Source organism: Myroides sp. 1354, assembly GCF_030324495.1.
Lineage (GTDB): Bacteria > Bacteroidota > Bacteroidia > Flavobacteriales > Flavobacteriaceae > Flavobacterium.
This window is the reverse complement of record NZ_JACAGN010000006.1, coordinates 124,581-141,756: the sequence shown is the minus strand read 5'-3', so window position 1 is coordinate 141,756 and position 17,176 is coordinate 124,581. Positions and strand designations below refer to the sequence as shown.

The following is a 17,176-nucleotide window of genomic DNA, read 5'->3' as shown; positions in this document are numbered from 1 at the left end:
CAAACTAAATTGCTTGAACGTATTTATGAAAAAGAAGATAACTCTTTTGATTCCCACAAAGAATGAAGAGTCTAACATCAGAGCATGTATTTTATCTGCTAAGCATATAGTGGACGAGGTTTATATTGTAGATTCTTTTAGTACGGATAAAACGGTCGAACTTGCACAAGAACTGGGCGCTCAAGTCCTTTCCCGTCAGTTTGACAATTACTCCAATCAAAAGAATTGGGCCATCGAACAAATGCCTAGTGAATGGATTCTTTTGCTCGATGCTGATGAACAATTGACACCAGAGTTAGAACGAGAAATTTTGACATTAATTGAACAAGACAAACTCAATGAATACGATGCGTATTGGGTGTATCGAAAAAACTTTTTCTTCAATCGCGAGATCAAATATTCTGGCTATCAAAAAGACAAGGTTATTCGACTGTTTAAGAAAGACTTATCGCGTTATACGAATCGCGTTCATGAATGTTTACAAGTCAAGGGTACTATGGGTTTTTTATCCAATAAGCTATTTCATAACACGTATAGAGGTTTTGATTTTCACATTGCCAAATTAAGTAGATACGCTAGCTTACAAGCCGAAGATTACAACAAGAAAACAGGAAAACTTACGGGGTATCATTTCATTGTTAAACCTGGTATGCGTTTTCTGAAGCATTATATTGTAAAACAAGGATTTAGAGATGGTGTGCCAGGACTGATTCTGTCGTCTCTGAATGCTTATGCCACGTTTTTACGATACGTAAAACTCTGGATGTTAAGAAATAACATTAACAATTAACCCATTCCTGATCTCAATATTTTTAGTACATTTACCCTCAAACAGCAGTTATGAGTACACTTCGGTTTATGATATTCCTCATCTCTTTGTTCAGCATCGTTAGTTGCCGAACAGATATGGATTTTGAACCCAATACTCAACCCTTGCGTCTTTCTGCTGATACGGTGTATTTAGATCCTGTTTTTACGGAAACTCAATCGAGTTCTTATTTGGTAAAAATCTACAATACGAGTAATAAAAACATCAAAATTCCCCAATTAACTTTAGGTAAGGGAGAGCAATCCTATTTTAATTTGTTAATTGAGGGGGTATCAGGTAAACAGTTTTCCAATATTGAATTACTCGCTAAAGATAGCCTGTACGTTTTTGTTCATACCTTGGGCAAGGCAGATCCAAACGCTAAAGATTTTATCTATACGGATCAAATTCGCTTACTTGGACAAACGCAGCCGCAAAGCATTGAATTGATTACGCTTATCAAGGATGCTTATTTTTTACATCCTGGAAAAGTAGAAAAACAAGTTTTGCATTCCGTTCAATTGGACGATGAAACTCGGATCGAAGGGTTTTATCTTGGAGATGTGAATGTTCACACCCAAAATACCTTAACCTTAGATGATTCTAAGCCTTATGTTGTGTATGGTTACGCCATCATCCCTGAAAATCAAACCTTAACCTTACAAAAAGGAACTGAGATTTACTTTCACGAAAATTCGGGAATTATTGGTTTACCAGGGAGTTCAATACAAGCAGAAGGAACTTTAGATCATCCCATTCTCTTGCGCAATGACCGTTTAGAACCAGCCTATGCCTATACCGCGGGTCAATGGTCAGGAATTCGCCTACAAAACCCTGGTAAAAGTCAATTTAATCACGTGACTATTGAACAGGCGAAGATTGGGTTACAACTTGAAAATGCAACGGACGTTACGATACGCAATACGAAATTATTCAATCATCTTTACTCGGCTTTAATCGCCGTTAATTCTAAAGTAATGGGACAAAATATCGTTGCTGCACATACTCAAAATGCAACTGTAGTCCTGCGCAATGGTGGAAACTATAGCTTTCAACATTGCACCTTTAGCAATACGGGGCTTCGTCCAGACCAAACGGCACTGCTTGTTACAAACAGTACTGCAACTGCTTTTGAGCGTTTAACGATTCAAAACAGTATTTTGCATACCTCTATTGCTCAAAGCTTTATGCTTCAACTCGACGAAACAACTAACATACGATTTGAATCCAACGCCTTAAAAGATACAAGTAAGCGAAATAGCAACACATCGGTTTACAATTACAGCAATGATTTGATGTATTTCAACAATATTTTATTGGACACTCCTTCTTTGGCTACTATTGATTTTGTTGATCCCAAACAGAATATCTTCTACTACTCTAGTCTAATGACACACTTAATTGGCAAAGGAGATGTTGAAATTGCGCGCCGTATTCCTCGAGATATAGACGGAAAGGACCGAAGTAAATCAGCCGATTTAGGCGCTTATCAGCATATTGAAACTACAAAAGAATAATTTTTTAATTGTCTTTTTTTAGTATATTTTTGCATCTTACAACAACAACTAAAATAATCTTATCGCAATGATTTATTTCTTCGAAAACCCTTCGAAAAAGTTCTACGCTGTACAGGTGGAGAACGCTTTATCTATTGAAGATATTCAAAAACTAAATTGGCTTTTTGGCAATGCTAAACACCTCGATCAAAAAGTAATCGACCGTCAATTTATTGGTCCACGTGCTACTATGATTACGCCTTGGAGTACCAATGCGGTTGAAATCACACAAAACATGGGGATTAGTGGAATTATTCGCATTGAAGAATTTTTCGAGGCGAATCAACAAGAATTTGACCCGATGTTGTCACAAGTGTTTGAATCGTTAAACCAAGATATTTTTGCGATTAACATTCAACCGGAGCCTATCATTTACATTGAGGATATTGCGAAATACAATCAAGAGGAAGGACTAGCACTTAACGAAGAAGAGATTGCTTATTTAGAAGATTTAGCTCAAAAAATAGGACGAAAACTAACAGATTCAGAGGTATTTGGTTTCTCCCAAGTAAACTCAGAACACTGTCGTCATAAGATATTTAACGGAACATTCGTTATTGATGGAGAAGAGAAACCAACTTCACTATTCAAATTAATTAAAAAGACATCAGAAACAAATCCGAATGATATTGTTTCAGCTTATAAAGATAACGTTGCTTTTGTAAAAGGGCCACGTGTCACTCAATTCGCTCCATTATCAGCGGATAAGCCTGATTTTTATGCAGAGAAAGAATTCGATTCTGTTATCTCATTAAAAGCAGAAACGCACAACTTCCCTACAACAGTAGAACCTTTTAACGGTGCTGCTACAGGATCAGGAGGAGAAATTCGCGACCGTTTAGCAGGAGGACAAGGATCTTTACCTTTAGCGGGAACAGCGATTTACATGACTTCATACTCTCGTTTAGAAGAGAATCGCCCTTGGGAACAAGCCATGGATGAAAGAGCCTGGTTATACCAAACGCCAATTGACATTTTAATCAAGGCTTCTAATGGAGCTTCTGATTTTGGAAATAAATTCGGACAACCGTTAATTACGGGATCTATCTTAACTTTCGAACACGAAGAGGAAGCGCGTAAACTTGGTTTTGACAAAGTGATTATGCAAGCGGGTGGTATTGGATACGGAAAGTTAGATCAAGCGAAAAAACACAAACCAGAACAAGGAGACCAAGTGGTTATCTTAGGAGGGGAAAACTACCGTATTGGTATGGGAGGAGCTGCAGTTTCTTCGGCTAATACAGGAGCATTTGGTTCGGGAATTGAGTTAAATGCTATCCAACGTTCAAACCCAGAGATGCAAAAACGCGCAGCTAATGCCATTCGCGGATTAGTTGAAGCAGACCACAACCCTATTGTATCGATTCACGATCACGGTGCGGGTGGACACTTAAACTGTTTATCTGAATTAGTAGAAGAAACAGGTGGACACATCAATTTAGATCAATTACCGATCGGAGATCCAACGCTTTCTGCTAAAGAAACGATTGGAAACGAATCTCAAGAACGCATGGGATTGGTTATTGGTAAAAAAGATATGGATACGTTAGCGCGCATTGCTGAAAGAGAACGCGCACCAATGTATGCCGTAGGTGAAATTACCAATGATCACCGCTTTACCATTGAATCAGCAAAAACAGGAGATAAACCGATGGATTTCGCTATTGAAGAAATGTTTGGTAGCTCTCCAAAAACAATCATGGATGATCAAACGATTGCCCGTGTGTATGCTGATTTAGATTATACTGTTGACAAAGTAGACGATTACTTAAACCAATTGTTGCAATTAGAAGCCGTGGCTTCTAAAGATTGGTTAACGAATAAAGTAGACCGTTGTGTGGGAGGTCGAGTGGCCAAACAACAATGTACAGGTCCATTGCAATTGCCTTTGAACAACTTAGGTGCTATGGCTTTGGATTACAAAGGAAAAGAAGGGATTGCTACAACAGTAGGACATGCTCCTGTGGTTGCTTTAGTTGATCCTACAGCAGGAAGTAGAAATGCGATTGCAGAAGCCTTATCCAACATTGTTTGGGCTCCATTAAAAGACCAAATGAAAGGGATTTCCTTATCGGCAAACTGGATGTGGGCTTGTAATAATCCTGGAGAAGATGCTCGTTTATACGAAGCAGTTCAAGCGTGTTCAGATTTCGCTATTGAATTGGGAATCAACATTCCAACTGGAAAAGACTCCCTTTCTATGAAGCAAAAATACCCGAATGACGAAGTAATTGCTCCTGGAACGGTTATTATTTCTGCAGCAGCAAACTGTACGGATATTACCAAAATTGTAGAGCCTACTTTAAAGAAAAATGCTGGTTCTATTTACTATATCCGTCTATCTCAAGACAGCTTCAAATTAGGAGGTTCTTCTTTTGCTCAGATTTTAAACAAAATCGGACATGAAGTGCCAACGATTCAAGATGCAGCCTACTTCAAGAAAGCCTTCAATGCGGTTCAGGATTTGGTAGCAAACAACCAAATTGCAGCAGGTCACGACATTGGAAGTGGTGGTTTAATCACAACCCTTTTAGAAATGACCTTTGCTGATGTTAATTTAGGAGCTCGTTATGACTTAACAGCTTTAAATGAAAAGGATACAGTAAAAGTTCTTTTCAATGAAAATATCGGTTTAGTCCTTCAAGCACAAAACGATGAAGCGTTTGAAAAAGCGTTACAAGCAGCAGGTGTTGAAGCAACTAAGATCGGAACTGTTAGAACAGAAGAAACAGTATCTTTCCAAAATGGAACTGATAGCTTTAGCTATAGTGTTCCTGCAATCCGCGATACGTGGTATAAGACTTCGTATTTATTGGATCAAAAACAAACGAAAAACAACAAAGCGACAGATCGTTTTAACAACTATAAAAATCAACCGTTACAATTTGCTTTCCCAGCACAATTTGACGGCAAGAAACCAGTTGTTGATGCGTCTAAACCACGTCCAAAAGCAGCGATTATCCGCGAAAAGGGAAGTAACTCTGAAAGAGAGGTTGCCAATGCCATGTTCTTAGCTGGATTTGACGTAAAAGACGTTCACATGACGGATTTAATTTCAGGTAGAGAAACATTAGAAGATATTCAATTCATCGGAGCAGTTGGAGGTTTCTCTAACTCGGACGTATTGGGATCAGCTAAAGGATGGGCAGGTGCTTTTATGTACAACGAAAAAGCAAATACAGCCTTGAAAAACTTCTTTGCCCGTCAAGATACGTTATCTGTTGGTATTTGTAATGGTTGTCAATTGTTTATGGAATTGGAGTTGATTAATCCTGAGCACTCGGTTCACGGAAAAATGTTACACAACGATTCTCAAAAACACGAGAGCAACTTTACTTCGGTTACTATTCAAGAAAACAACTCTATTATGCTATCTACATTAGCAGGTAGTACTTTAGGGGTTTGGATTTCACATGGTGAGGGTAAATTCAATTTACCAGAAGCGGAAAGCAACTACAATATCGTAGCGAAATATGCATACGATAGCTATCCTGCGAATCCAAATGGTTCAGATTACAATACCGCGATGATGTGTGACAATACAGGTCGTCACTTGGTGATGATGCCACATATTGAACGTTCATTATTCCAATGGCATTGGGCAAATTACCCAGAAGGACGCAAAGACGAAGTTTCTCCTTGGATGGAAGCTTTTGTTAATGCTCGTCAGTGGATTGAAGCAAACAACAAAAAATAATAGACTATTAAAGCCCTTCATACGAAGGGCTTTTTTTATGGTTCTTAACAGTAATTAGCACTCCATCAAGTCCTTTAATCAAAAAAAAGGTGTAGTTTTATAGATAAGGCTTGAAAATCAAGTCTTGATTCAACCAAAAAAGTGCAATTAATTGTAGTATTATGAAATTAAGACCTATTCGTACGGAAGAAGATTACCACATGGCTATGATCAAAGTACAACTATTAGAAGGTAGTCCACAAAGTAAAGATACTGTAGATGAACTAGAGGTATTACAAATTCTAATTGAAAAATACGAGCGAGACAACGCTCCGATGGGCATGCCCGATCCAATAGACAGTATCAAAATTTACAATCAATATTTCTCGGATGAGAAAGAGGAATAAAATAAAACCAACAGTACAAGCTGTTGGTTTTATTTTTATTTTTCTAACTGGCGAATGAGGGTGCGAACACCTCCTCCATTATATACCCTTTGATAGCCCAACTGTTCCAATACTCTTTTGGCTTGCTGACTTCGCATACCACTTCTGCAGAAAACAATTAAAGGTGTTTCCTTGTCGTATCGATCGCTTTTAGCAACCAATTGATCCAAGGGAATATTAACGGCTTTATTTGCACTTCCACTAAGGTATTCCCCTTGTGTGCGAACGTCAATTAAGATCGCACCTTCTTGTACTAAGGTTGCTAAGGAAGGTTTATCCTCAGATGAACTGACTATATTTTTTAACCACTGTATCATTGCATTCTATTTTGGAACAAAGGTATTGCCCTTTCTACAATGCTACAGTAACTTAAGTTACATCCCTCTAATTTTTAATGAACTCCTCTTGACTTTCTCTAATTGGTTAAAAAATTGTTCTTTTGAGCCTGCTTTTTACCTTTTTTTCATTCCGTAATCCTGCTATGCAATTAAAAAATGCCTTTAATCAGGCTCAAAATAACTAATTTTCACTTCAATCAAAAAAATCAAGATGAGTTCAATCTTTAATCGCGAAAAAAGCATATACTTCCTCGTAAAAATCATGAGTTAATGCTACATCTCGGATAAAACTAACAAAGTCCATTTTAAAATCATATCGCGTATGTGTAGTCTGTAGAACCTTTGGATGCAGTGTTAATGCAAAGTCTCTTTTTTGTTCGGGATTCCCATGATCATAAATATACTTTAACAGCACGGTATCTACCGTTCGCGTATTGCTATTTTCAATGAATATACGATGCATCAATTGTTTTACCTGTTCTTGCCATACGCTTTGATTTTGGGTATTATTCAGCGTTAATGCATACCAAGTGCTGTAATTTTGATAAAAGTCCATAAACTTCTTACTGTGATGGGAGATGCGTTTATCAAAAGCTTGTATATCCAACATGATTTTAGAAAAGAGTTCGTAGGCAATGGGTTTATCGATATTCACCGTAATAAAATCATTTACTGGTTCAAAGGCAATCGCCAGCGTATCCAATATTTTTTTAATCTTTACCCCTTCAAGTGTTTTGCGCTTTCCTGCTACCGCCTTAAACGTTTGCTGCATACTATCTTGCACATATTCTACTGTATAATCCACCTTTTCTTGAGAAAAGGTCAAGATAAATTGTTGCTCTAAGGCTTTATTTTTCTTAAATACCTCCATCAACCATTGGGTCAAGACTTCTTTACTTTGCTCTTGTAGCAGCACCGTACTTACCGTTTGTTTGGCCTTTGCTCTCGTTTTTTTTACCAATTGTGTGGGCGCAACTTTCAATCCCTTTTGGGTGATTTGCAACAATACAGCCCCTTGATGAATACAAAGTCCAGTTGTATTTCCACAGTCGCAAGTCATGTGTTGCACTTGCTGTTCGCTTAGGTAAATTTGTACATCATAAGTTTCTTCCCCTTCATCGACAAAGGCAACAAAATGTCCAGCATCTTCCTCATCCAACTCGCGTACTTCTACTGCTTTAATCTGAGCTTTCTCCTTCGTTGTGAGTTGCTTCAGTCGTTCTTGTATATTCATTTCGTTTATTGTTTATCCAATGCCTTTGCTACGATTTCAATCAGTTCTTCACCTGTCATAAATTGATTAAAATACGCTTCTAAAGAACCTTCATTGGTTATTTCCCCAAAAAACACTTCGTGATCTGTGCCAAAAACAGTAGGATTATCAAGTTGAGAATCATCTAAACTAATGTACAACTGATCGGGAAATCCATAGCTATAAAATAGTTGTAAAAATTCTCCGGGATCTTTTCCTGTTACCATTTGCACTTCTGTGAAATCAACTAGGGATTCATCGTCAAAATAGCCTTCATACCACTCCTCATAATCAGCAGTTCCTTTTGTAAAAGGAGTAAAAAGAACAGGTTGCCAAAATGTTTGTCCGAAGCCTTCTTCTGTATTGCGATAATAATGAGTAATAATTTTTTGATACAATCCTTCGCGATGGGTATGGACTAACTCTTGATGTTCTGCTATAAAATCACCTAATCCGTGAATAGGTTCTGTTTGTTCTGCTGTTGCCCAAGGAGTATCTACAGGTCTTTTATACAAAACCGTATTAAACGTTATAGACAATAAGTCCTCCGCCATATTATTTCCCTTTACTCGGCTAATATCACCTCCTAATTGGTTTATTCGATCTAAAATTTCCTTTTTCATTCGTTCCTAAGCATTTGTGTTACTACCACTAGCACCTGCTTTAATTGATTAGCTAAATCATCCGTATCTTGATATACAATTTGATAATCGCTTAATCCTGCTAAAGTGGTAGAATGTGCTGCACTTTGTTTACGCAAATATACAACGGGTTTCTTTAGTGCTTTTGCATATCCAGCCTCTATCCCTATTCCAATGCCTTTATCTGTAGTTTCGGCTAGTAAAAACACGCTGTTTTCAATATCCTGCATGGCTTGTTGCATCATTTCTTTTTCTTCTTGAATAGCAAAGTTATAATGCTCTACAAACACCCAAGGTTGATACTGATGTGCTACTACTACGTTTTTGATCGTTTGCAATTCTGATTCTAACTCTTTTTTCAATGAAAAACTACAGGAAATATAGACTTGGTTATTCATGAGATTAATTATTGTGACGTCTAATGTTATTTTACTAGCATCTAAAACAAAGTTAGTTCTTTTCGTGTGTTATTTTCTTTACCTCCTCTTTGTTATTTTATTTCAAAGGAATCGGTGAATCTTCACTGTGTTTCGATTTTCGCTGTGCTACGATTTATCCTTCGCCGAAATGACATGACGGGTGTTAGTGACGAGCGTTGAGTAACAGATGCGACCTATCTCACCTATTTTATATTTGTTTTTGTATTCGATGAATCTACGCAGTGCTCCGATTTCTCCTTCATCGAGGTGACATGACGAGGCGTTGAACACATACAGTACTCACACACAGAACCCACACACAGAACCCACACACAGAACCCACACACAGTATGTCACCCTGAGGCAACGAAGGGTCGCATCCCGCGCTCACAGCATACTGCAGAGTAATTTGGTTAAAAAGGATAAGGGTTTTATTTTTTTATAATTGATGTACGGTGTCCAAGCTGGCAATTGTTCCGTCAACGGATCCACACTCAAAAACACACTCATCGTCGGATCGTAATAATGCGCAATTTAGTTTACGGTAGACGGTTTACGGTTTACCGTTTTAATTCTCTTTCTATTGAGTAATTCCCGTTACCCGTTAACAATAAACTGTCAACTAAAAACAACCCCTTTGATCCGTTTTGGAAGGTTGGGGGGATGTTTATTCTAATTTGAAAGCCAATTTGTAATGTGTGTCAACACATAGATGATATAATTTATGTGGTAAATTTTGACAATTATTTTTTTTCAAGAGGTCTAATTGGCAACAAATCTTCATCTTGCAAATTCCAATACTTTTTTACTAAATCAGAATATGGATAGAATTTTAAGTTATTCTCAAAATAATAGACACCATCAGATTTCATAGTAATAATTGTATCATTATACTCCAATATAAAATCAAAAATATATGGAATAGGATCATCATCTTTCAATATCCTACTTTTATTAATATCTTTAATAAAAGTAGACACCTTATTTTGATTTAATTCATGTTTATTATTTTCTACTCTAAGATAAATTTTATTTGGAATTTTATAATTAAGACTTTGTTGACTTCTACATGAAATTATACACATAATGATAATAACATAAAATATTAATTTATTCTTTTGTCCCTCCATTTGTTATATGATTTTTATTAGGATAACTGATTTGTACTTCGATTGAATTATTTCCAGAATCTCTATACTCATTTAACTTACTAAATAAATCGGTATCTACTTCATGACAACCATGCGAATAACCTTTAGTTGAATCGTGTTAATAAAACGAGGATAAATCTGTATTTTGAGTATTACCATCTAAATCTTTTGGTTGAGACACATTAACTGGTTCTAATCTAGCTCTATTATCTCCCCATTCTCTATAACGCCATCCATAACCAGGATTATTTGGATTTTCCACAAAATTAGGAATCTTTTCAATTCCTCCATCTAGGTTTCTTAAAAGCTCTCCTGTTTTTAAATCAGCTTTAGCTTCTCGGGATGGATCTGGTTTTAAATTAATCTTATATTTACCTTCTACCGTTGGTCCCAAATTTTTAACATATTGGTATTTAGTAACCTGAAGACTTTCATAACCAGTTTTTGTACCTTGAGTAAACTTAACATTATTCATCCCTGATGTTGCTTTAAAAGTATGCTTAGGATTAGATTTATCACCATAATTCCCTCCATACCATAAAGCACTATTTCCTGTCAAAAGAATCCAATCCTCCTTCTTCTTTCCTGTAGAATCTGTATAGCGTATAGGATTATTTCCAACATACGAATACGGTTCCATAATTTGTTCCGTCAACGGATCCACACTCAAAAACACACTTATCGTCGGATCGTAATAACGCGCAATTTAGTTTACGGTAGACGGTTTGCTGTTTACTGTTTCCGTTAACAGTAAACTGTCAACTACCCCCCCCAACAATCCGTTTTGGAAGGTTGGGGTAGGCGTTTATTCTAATTTAAAACTTTCTAAAGAGTAATTAAATTCTGTAACGTTTTTCTTTTTTACATTAAGATACATCATTAAAAAATTATCATCAACTAAAATTATAGCAAATTTCCTATTTGGTATTAGTTTAATATGCTCTATCAAAGAATATACTTCTATTTTCTCTAAAGTTTCTCTAAATTCTATAGAACTTAAAGATTTTAAATTTACATTTCCACTAATTTGTCCATTAGGGATGTACAAAGAAACTATTCGTTGTTCGCTATCAAAGACTAATTCATTTAAAAAATAGTAACTTATAACTTTACTATTTTTCTTCATTGTATTTAAGATATTAATATTAAATCCCTTATCATAAAATAAGTCATCATCTGCTTTACTAATAACCTTAATATCATTATGAAACAAAATGAAACTCTGTTGTTTTATTTGATGCTCCTCTCTTAATACGGAACAACTTAAAACAAAGAAAACAGTAAAAAAAAATATAAAAAACTTTCTCATTTAAACTATTTATTACTTTTCTACATTACCCTTTTTCAAATCATTATAGTTTATAAATATTTATAAGTCAACTTCTTACATCTCTAATTCTACGTGTATTGCATAATTTCTGTAAAGCGAAAATACCCAACGAACCAATTGAAGAGATTGGAACTGGTGTGAAATAAAATCTCCATTTCTTATATGACATCTATATTAAAAATCTGACTTTGATTTCACTCAAATCAAAATACTCTTCCTGATAACTTTTTTCTCTTAATACATTAGTTAGAAATACTCGATTCTCTTTATCATAATCAATTAATTCAGCTATAAAATCCAAGAATGACTCCTTACCAGTTATTCTATATAAAGAAATACTTGCTAAAATTTGTTCTGATTGAAAATAATCCTTGGAATTTACAACGCTATTAAAAGAGTGAACAATTTCTTCAATATAATAATACTTAATAGTATTAGCAATATAATTAATAGCCCCTAAAACTACATAGTTTTCATCTTTAGCCTGCTTTTCTACTATATTCAAAACTTTTAAATAATTAATGTTTAGAGACCAATCCGTTGCAAAATACAATAGGTCTGAAATAAATGCTGTATCCGGATGATCTAAATTCTCATTAATAAAAAGTTCTAAATACGCTTTATCGTTATCATCAAACAAAATATACGTGCTCAAAAATAAATCTACTAAGTCCTTATCTTTTAAACTTAGCATTTGCTTGATTTCATTCAAATTGATTTTAGTATCCGAATAACAAAACGCATGAATGATTGTATAAGCTTCTTTCCATGATAAAGTATCAATTTTAGGTATGTTTTTTACAAAATCATCTTTTTTCACCTCCTTTATAGTGTCTTGAGGCCTTTTATTCTGTTTTTTTTTCACGTGCTTTTGATTTTTCTTAGCTGTTAATTTCCAATATCTACCCTTATATGCTAATCTCCATTGCGTATATTTTTTTTGTTCGTGAATCCAAAATAAACATTTGAGCTAATTCAGGCATTTCTAGTGAAGGATAATAATAGAAGGCATAATAAACCCACGGGAACTCTACAAGTTGTCGTAATTCCTTCAACTTCTCAGTTATTATTTCATTTCCATCTTCATAACTTAAACAAAGCAAAAACAACTCTTCTAAATATTCATTAGGAGGTCCTTGTTTCCAATCTATTTTTTGCCATGAATGAGTTTCATTTTTACGAGGTAAAATTTTAGTTGTTGGATACAAAAAGTCCGTAACGACCTCTGGAGATACGCTGTATTCTTCTAATATAAACCCCTCTCCCAATCCTCCAAACTGATGATAAATGTCTAGCAATTTTATTTCTTTTGCCTCTATATGCAACATGTGAAGTATATCGGATTGAAAGGCCTTTCTTTGACAGGACATAGCAAGGAGTATTCCTAAAACATAGATCCAAATTCTATATCGCATCTTTACTTGTTTCATCATCTCAATTTAATTCAGGTAAAATAGCGGCAATTCACTTTAAATCACAAGCAACTGCATCATCTACAACTAGCAATCGTTTTACTTCTACATTAACTATCTTATTTAAAGACAGCTAAAACTGGAAGTACGATTACTTTTCATAGCCATATCGATTTAAAATTCGATAATATTTAGGTCCCATATGTTTTGTTGAACTATAATTACCTTGAATCAGGAGTTCAATTTCATTGGGCTGAAGTAACCCTCCAAAGTCACGCGGTTTATATATTGCTAATAGATCAAACTCATATACCTCATTCACCTTTATTTCTCTCCATCTCCTCTTCTTTTTTTCTCTTACTAAAACGGAAAGTCTTGGTGTGATTAAATCCAATGTATCTTTTCCATTCACTCCCCTCAGGTGATAATATCCGTTCTTAGGGTTAATTTCTGTTATATGCATATCAATGATTAGAAACACATAAGCTGAAGAAAATAATTCTTTTTTCTTTGTATGGGAACTTGCTAAAACCTCTATTTCAACTAACTCATCTTTTGGCTCACTTAGGAGTTTTATACGTTGTGTTTCCTCTTCCCAAGATAACCGCTGTTTATTCCGTTGATACCATTTTTTCCAATCTTTTAAGTTCCTTTTCGTCAAGTAATAATCTATATCAATTGAAAAATTATGGTCAACTTCAATTCCCGTCAACCGAACCATTTTGGTAATTTCATCCATTTGTAAACTACTTTTCCCTCTGTGATAATTTTGAATTTTCTTATATCGTTCTTCAAAATCACGACATGCTTTGATATCCATTATCTTCGTTGATTTACAACCCATTAACAAACACAGACAAACAACTATAAGTATAGATTTCACGATTACTCTTTTTATTTACATCAAACAAACTTGTCAATCAAGGTTGCTCAAATCCGAATTTTATTTTTGTGATGACATTATCAGTAAGTGTACAGGTTAAAAAATAAGCAGGCATATTGTATCGTTTTAAAAAAGGAGATTGACGATAATCATCGATTCGATACGTGATTTGATTTCCTTCTTGATCATACCTATTTCCTTTAATTTTAATTAATTCTACTAGAGATAATCCCAATTTTAAACCACTACCTAGTACAAAAAACATCTCGTCTACTTTTAAAATTTCTTTTGTTTGTTCTAAGTCCTTTGTATATCCAATTTCAAAACAATCGAAAGCATAGGAGGTAGTTCCCTCGTATTGATAAGCAAGTAAATAACTTGTAGTATCTTGATTGACAAAAACAAAAACAGGACTTTCTCTCAGTTTTTCTACTGCGTTTTGGTTCTTACTTTGAGGCATTCCTTGAACTATGCTATTGAAATCCCTTAACGCTAAACGGTTATTTACAAGTGTATCTGGCACGAAATGAACGGCACGAACAACAGCGATAGAATCTATCTTTTTTGTCTTGCTCACATCGAGAGAACTTCCTTTTGAATTCCCTTCTGTTGTCCAACAAGAAGACAGCATTACACCACAACCAATCCCAAAAAGGAGAAACTTCAAGTTTGATTTTATCCGACTACCTCTACTAATCATTTGAGCAAATACTACAATCCTTTAAACCTTATTTAAATTATGAAAATAGCCATAAACTGCCTATTTTACTTTATAATATTTATATTTATCCTCCAATACAAATTTTGATTTCACCCATTTACCCTTTTCTAAATAATTTAATGTTAAGTGTTTTAAATAATTATCTTCAATCACCGTTTTAAATAATTTTTGTTCATAATAATCATCTGATTCTTCATAGGAACCTTTTTCGTAAATCATTAAAAAATTATCCTCAAAATAGTATGTACCGTAATACGTTTCTTCCATTTCACAGCTGTAAAATTCAAATGTATCCACTGTGACAAAACGATATTGGTTCACACAATTCTCCTCTATAACACACTGCCATTTTGTTCCTTCTAAATCGTGTTTAAATTCTTGAGCTAGGCTATTTATCGTAAACAAACACAGCATTAAACCCTTTATTTTCATTTTCAATTGCGCTTAAAAAAAAACTAATAATTCTTCTTCCTTCTCTTTATAACTCGAAGAATGAACGTGCTGACCATTTTTCAACCAATAGATCAAGTTCTGTTTATCAAAATAAAACTGCTGAACTAAACTGTCGCTAAGGGCCGTGGTTTGGTTTATTCCCAAAGGTTCCTCATATACAAAAATCTTCTCTTCCATCAACACGGGTAAACCATTTTTTTGGTAGAGTACAAGATGCTTTCTTCCCATTTCACCATAATAATCTATTTCTTTTTTTACTGTATCTTTTTCTATATAAAAGCACCTTATTTCCCCCCCTTCTGCAGATTCAAAACTATCGCGTTCACTCATTTTCCATTTCTCTTTGAAAGATTCTATCTCGTGTTTATATTCTTCTATTTTTTTCACTCTACCAATGGTATCTAGCAACTGATATTCAACCTCCTGAACCAATTTCTCTTGTTTTTTCATTTGACTACACCCCATTCCCAAAAGATAGACAAGCACTAAAATCAATATCCTATTACTTTTCAAATCCTTATTATTTTAAATCTATAAATTACTCTTATTGAAGAAAATCAACTTCCTTTTTAGTATTGAAAGATAGCACTATTTCTTAAAAAAATTAACATTTATTTTTTACTGACAAGATTTCTTCACTAAAAAAAAACAAAAAAAGGTAATATATAAATCTATACTACCCCACCTATTATTTTAAGATCGACTTTAGCTCTATTTAGTACTTGATACTGATTTAATGGACTCATTTTCATATTTATATAAAATTCAGTCCTTTTACTTTTATCAAATTAATCAAAAGCTTTTCTAACTCAAGGAACAAATAAAATACTCGTCTTAATTTTCTTTATACTTGGAAGAAGCAATTATAGTTAAAATATTACCTTTTCTTCCTTTTACCCATACTTGTAATCCGATAGACTCAAATTCATACACATACTGAGGTAGGCCATCATCTTCAAAATCTAAACAATCTATTTCTCCTACAAAATTTTCTCCTGTATGTGAAATAAACTCCTCAATTTTCATTCCAATTAAATTTCTTCCTTTATACAACAATTCTTCATAACAGGCGACTTCCTCTATTAAATTATTTTCAACAAACAACGCCATTCGAGGATAGTCAACTGAATAATGGGCAGCTGGTGTTGCTAAATCAGATGAATAATCTCTTATACAAAATGAATATTCCTTTATATAATTATCTATATTTGACTTTAACACAAAATCTCCTACTGACTGAAATGGGATTAATATTGCTATCATTATTATCTTTTATTAGCTCTTGAATATTCTTCTTCTTTCCTGTAGAATCTGTATAGCGTATAGGATTATTTCCAACATACGAATACGGTTCCATAGTTTGTTCCGCCAACGGATCCACACTCAAAAACACACTCATCGTCGGATCGTAATAATGCGCAATTTAGTTTACGGTAGACGGTTTGCTGTTTACTGTTTTAATTCTCTTTCTATTGAGTATCATTCCGTTAACCGTTAATGGTAAACTGTCAACTAAATTCGCTGTTGCTTTTTTGTAGTCTTCGGCTGTACTTTACCTTTTGAAACACTTCTACCATTGTCGTTGGATAGTCGATGCCTTTTTTAATGGTGTAACGGTGGTAGGATGTTTCTTTTTCTGCCAAACAATCCCCCCTAAAATAACACCACCCCTTTGATCCGTTTTGGAAGATTGGGGTGGGTATTTACTGTAAATTAATTTTCAATCCAATTATCAATAACTTCTACTGTATTTTTATTAAAACGAATAAAATAAATAGCGTGAATAGTATCATCATCCTCATTACCTAAAAAATAACGCACCTCCCAAACATTTATATCGTCATATAATTTGATCGTTTTTCTTTTAATATTGTCTATTGTTTTATCATCGTATTGAAAAAAGAAAATTTTCATTGCTATACCATCTACGAGTGTTTCATCTTGTAGGATATCAAATAAATACTTTTTTACAACTTCTGTTTGAGGTAATGGATGCCTTTTTAATCTTAATTCTTCATGTTTGTCTTCTTGTCCAAAAATATATAATGGAAATAAGAACAATATTAAATAAATAGTCTTCATAACATACT

20 protein-coding genes are annotated in these 17,176 nt (G+C 34.4%); 4 read left to right on the top strand and 16 right to left on the bottom strand.

The genetic code is table 11. From position 1 onward, the window contains the following. Positions 1–25 precede the first annotated feature (25 nt). The 4 genes from HX004_RS08495 (at position 26) to HX004_RS08480 (ending at position 6,447) form a co-directional block, all read left to right on the top strand. Entirely contained in the window at positions 26–790 is a 765-nt protein-coding gene (locus HX004_RS08495; protein WP_286442054.1) for a glycosyltransferase family 2 protein, read from the top strand. A 50-nt stretch (positions 791–840) separates the two neighbouring features. Further along, on the top strand, positions 841–2,325 hold the full coding sequence (locus HX004_RS08490) for a beta-helix domain-containing protein (RefSeq protein WP_286442052.1): 1,485 nt from the start codon (positions 841–843) through the stop codon (positions 2,323–2,325). Positions 2,326–2,392: 67 nt separating this feature from the next. After that, positions 2,393–6,061, top strand: a complete 3,669-nt coding sequence (gene purL, locus HX004_RS08485) for a phosphoribosylformylglycinamidine synthase (protein WP_286442050.1) — start codon at positions 2,393–2,395, stop codon at positions 6,059–6,061. Between the two features lie 161 nt (positions 6,062–6,222). Next, the gene (locus tag HX004_RS08480; protein ID WP_286442048.1) at positions 6,223–6,447 is read left to right on the top strand and encodes a hypothetical protein; all 225 of its coding nucleotides are present in this window, start codon (positions 6,223–6,225) and stop codon (positions 6,445–6,447) included. 35 nt (positions 6,448–6,482) lie between these two features. On the opposite strand, the gene HX004_RS08475 is transcribed toward HX004_RS08480, so the two are convergent. The 16 genes from HX004_RS08475 to HX004_RS08400 form a co-directional block, all read right to left on the bottom strand. Continuing rightward, positions 6,483–6,803, bottom strand: coding sequence for a rhodanese-like domain-containing protein (locus HX004_RS08475; protein ID WP_286442046.1), 321 nt, complete (start codon positions 6,801–6,803; stop codon positions 6,483–6,485). Between the two features lie 238 nt (positions 6,804–7,041). Next, complete coding sequence (locus HX004_RS08470) at positions 7,042–8,058, bottom strand: SWIM zinc finger family protein (RefSeq protein WP_286442044.1); 1,017 nt, start codon at positions 8,056–8,058, stop codon at positions 7,042–7,044. Between the two features lie 5 nt (positions 8,059–8,063). Next, positions 8,064–8,699 (bottom strand): hypothetical protein, encoded by a 636-nt coding sequence (locus tag HX004_RS08465; protein ID WP_286442042.1) that lies wholly within the window; start codon positions 8,697–8,699, stop codon positions 8,064–8,066. After that, the gene (locus HX004_RS08460; protein WP_286442040.1) at positions 8,696–9,115 is read right to left on the bottom strand and encodes a hypothetical protein; all 420 of its coding nucleotides are present in this window, start codon (positions 9,113–9,115) and stop codon (positions 8,696–8,698) included. The genes HX004_RS08465 and HX004_RS08460 overlap by 4 nt, the downstream gene beginning before the upstream one ends. A gap of 764 nt (positions 9,116–9,879) precedes the next feature. Beyond that, positions 9,880–10,266: a hypothetical protein gene (locus HX004_RS08455; RefSeq protein ID WP_286442038.1), complete on the bottom strand. Its 387-nt coding sequence runs from the start codon at positions 10,264–10,266 to the stop codon at positions 9,880–9,882. A 139-nt stretch (positions 10,267–10,405) separates the two neighbouring features. Next, positions 10,406–10,993, bottom strand: coding sequence for an RHS repeat-associated core domain-containing protein (locus HX004_RS08450; RefSeq protein ID WP_286442123.1), 588 nt, complete (start codon positions 10,991–10,993; stop codon positions 10,406–10,408). Between the two features lie 99 nt (positions 10,994–11,092). Continuing rightward, complete coding sequence (locus HX004_RS08445; RefSeq protein WP_286442037.1) at positions 11,093–11,596, bottom strand: hypothetical protein; 504 nt, start codon at positions 11,594–11,596, stop codon at positions 11,093–11,095. Between the two features lie 190 nt (positions 11,597–11,786). Beyond that, positions 11,787–12,482: a hypothetical protein gene (locus HX004_RS08440; protein WP_286442036.1), complete on the bottom strand. Its 696-nt coding sequence runs from the start codon at positions 12,480–12,482 to the stop codon at positions 11,787–11,789. 43 nt (positions 12,483–12,525) lie between these two features. Further along, entirely contained in the window at positions 12,526–13,050 is a 525-nt protein-coding gene (locus HX004_RS08435; RefSeq protein WP_286442034.1) for a hypothetical protein, read from the bottom strand. Between the two features lie 130 nt (positions 13,051–13,180). Further along, entirely contained in the window at positions 13,181–13,849 is a 669-nt protein-coding gene (locus HX004_RS08430) for a hypothetical protein (protein ID WP_286442033.1), read from the bottom strand. Positions 13,850–13,949: 100 nt separating this feature from the next. Then, a complete protein-coding gene (locus HX004_RS08425; RefSeq protein ID WP_286442032.1) occupies positions 13,950–14,579 on the bottom strand; it encodes a hypothetical protein in 630 nt (209 codons plus the stop codon). A 93-nt stretch (positions 14,580–14,672) separates the two neighbouring features. Further along, positions 14,673–15,065, bottom strand: a complete 393-nt coding sequence (locus HX004_RS08420) for a hypothetical protein (RefSeq protein ID WP_286442031.1) — start codon at positions 15,063–15,065, stop codon at positions 14,673–14,675. Positions 15,066–15,077: 12 nt separating this feature from the next. Beyond that, positions 15,078–15,599, bottom strand: coding sequence for a hypothetical protein (locus tag HX004_RS08415; RefSeq protein WP_286442030.1), 522 nt, complete (start codon positions 15,597–15,599; stop codon positions 15,078–15,080). Positions 15,600–15,920: 321 nt separating this feature from the next. Then, on the bottom strand, positions 15,921–16,349 hold the full coding sequence (locus HX004_RS08410; protein WP_286442028.1) for a hypothetical protein: 429 nt from the start codon (positions 16,347–16,349) through the stop codon (positions 15,921–15,923). After that, positions 16,285–16,509, bottom strand: coding sequence for an RHS repeat-associated core domain-containing protein (locus HX004_RS08405; RefSeq protein WP_286442122.1), 225 nt, complete (start codon positions 16,507–16,509; stop codon positions 16,285–16,287). The genes HX004_RS08410 and HX004_RS08405 overlap by 65 nt, the downstream gene beginning before the upstream one ends. A gap of 290 nt (positions 16,510–16,799) precedes the next feature. Then, positions 16,800–17,168: a hypothetical protein gene (locus HX004_RS08400; RefSeq protein WP_286442027.1), complete on the bottom strand. Its 369-nt coding sequence runs from the start codon at positions 17,166–17,168 to the stop codon at positions 16,800–16,802. Positions 17,169–17,176: the final 8 nt, after the last annotated feature.

Excerpts from the sequence above, each read along its gene's own strand:
- HX004_RS08495 (WP_286442054.1), top strand. The coding sequence starts at position 26 with ATGAAAAAGAAGATAACTCTTTTGATTCCCACAAAGAATGAAGAGTCT.
- HX004_RS08490 (WP_286442052.1), top strand. The coding sequence starts at position 841 with ATGAGTACACTTCGGTTTATGATATTCCTCATCTCTTTGTTCAGCATC.
- purL (WP_286442050.1), top strand. The coding sequence starts at position 2,393 with ATGATTTATTTCTTCGAAAACCCTTCGAAAAAGTTCTACGCTGTACAG.
- HX004_RS08480 (WP_286442048.1), top strand. The coding sequence starts at position 6,223 with ATGAAATTAAGACCTATTCGTACGGAAGAAGATTACCACATGGCTATG.
- HX004_RS08475 (WP_286442046.1), bottom strand. The coding sequence starts at position 6,803 with ATGATACAGTGGTTAAAAAATATAGTCAGTTCATCTGAGGATAAACCT.
- HX004_RS08470 (WP_286442044.1), bottom strand. The coding sequence starts at position 8,058 with ATGAATATACAAGAACGACTGAAGCAACTCACAACGAAGGAGAAAGCT.
- HX004_RS08465 (WP_286442042.1), bottom strand. The coding sequence starts at position 8,699 with ATGAAAAAGGAAATTTTAGATCGAATAAACCAATTAGGAGGTGATATT.
- HX004_RS08460 (WP_286442040.1), bottom strand. The coding sequence starts at position 9,115 with ATGAATAACCAAGTCTATATTTCCTGTAGTTTTTCATTGAAAAAAGAG.
- HX004_RS08455 (WP_286442038.1), bottom strand. The coding sequence starts at position 10,266 with ATGGAGGGACAAAAGAATAAATTAATATTTTATGTTATTATCATTATG.
- HX004_RS08445 (WP_286442037.1), bottom strand. The coding sequence starts at position 11,596 with ATGAGAAAGTTTTTTATATTTTTTTTTACTGTTTTCTTTGTTTTAAGT.
- HX004_RS08435 (WP_286442034.1), bottom strand. The coding sequence starts at position 13,050 with ATGATGAAACAAGTAAAGATGCGATATAGAATTTGGATCTATGTTTTA.
- HX004_RS08430 (WP_286442033.1), bottom strand. The coding sequence starts at position 13,849 with ATGGATATCAAAGCATGTCGTGATTTTGAAGAACGATATAAGAAAATT.
- HX004_RS08420 (WP_286442031.1), bottom strand. The coding sequence starts at position 15,065 with ATGAAAATAAAGGGTTTAATGCTGTGTTTGTTTACGATAAATAGCCTA.
- HX004_RS08410 (WP_286442028.1), bottom strand. The coding sequence starts at position 16,349 with ATGATAGCAATATTAATCCCATTTCAGTCAGTAGGAGATTTTGTGTTA.
- HX004_RS08400 (WP_286442027.1), bottom strand. The coding sequence starts at position 17,168 with ATGAAGACTATTTATTTAATATTGTTCTTATTTCCATTATATATTTTT.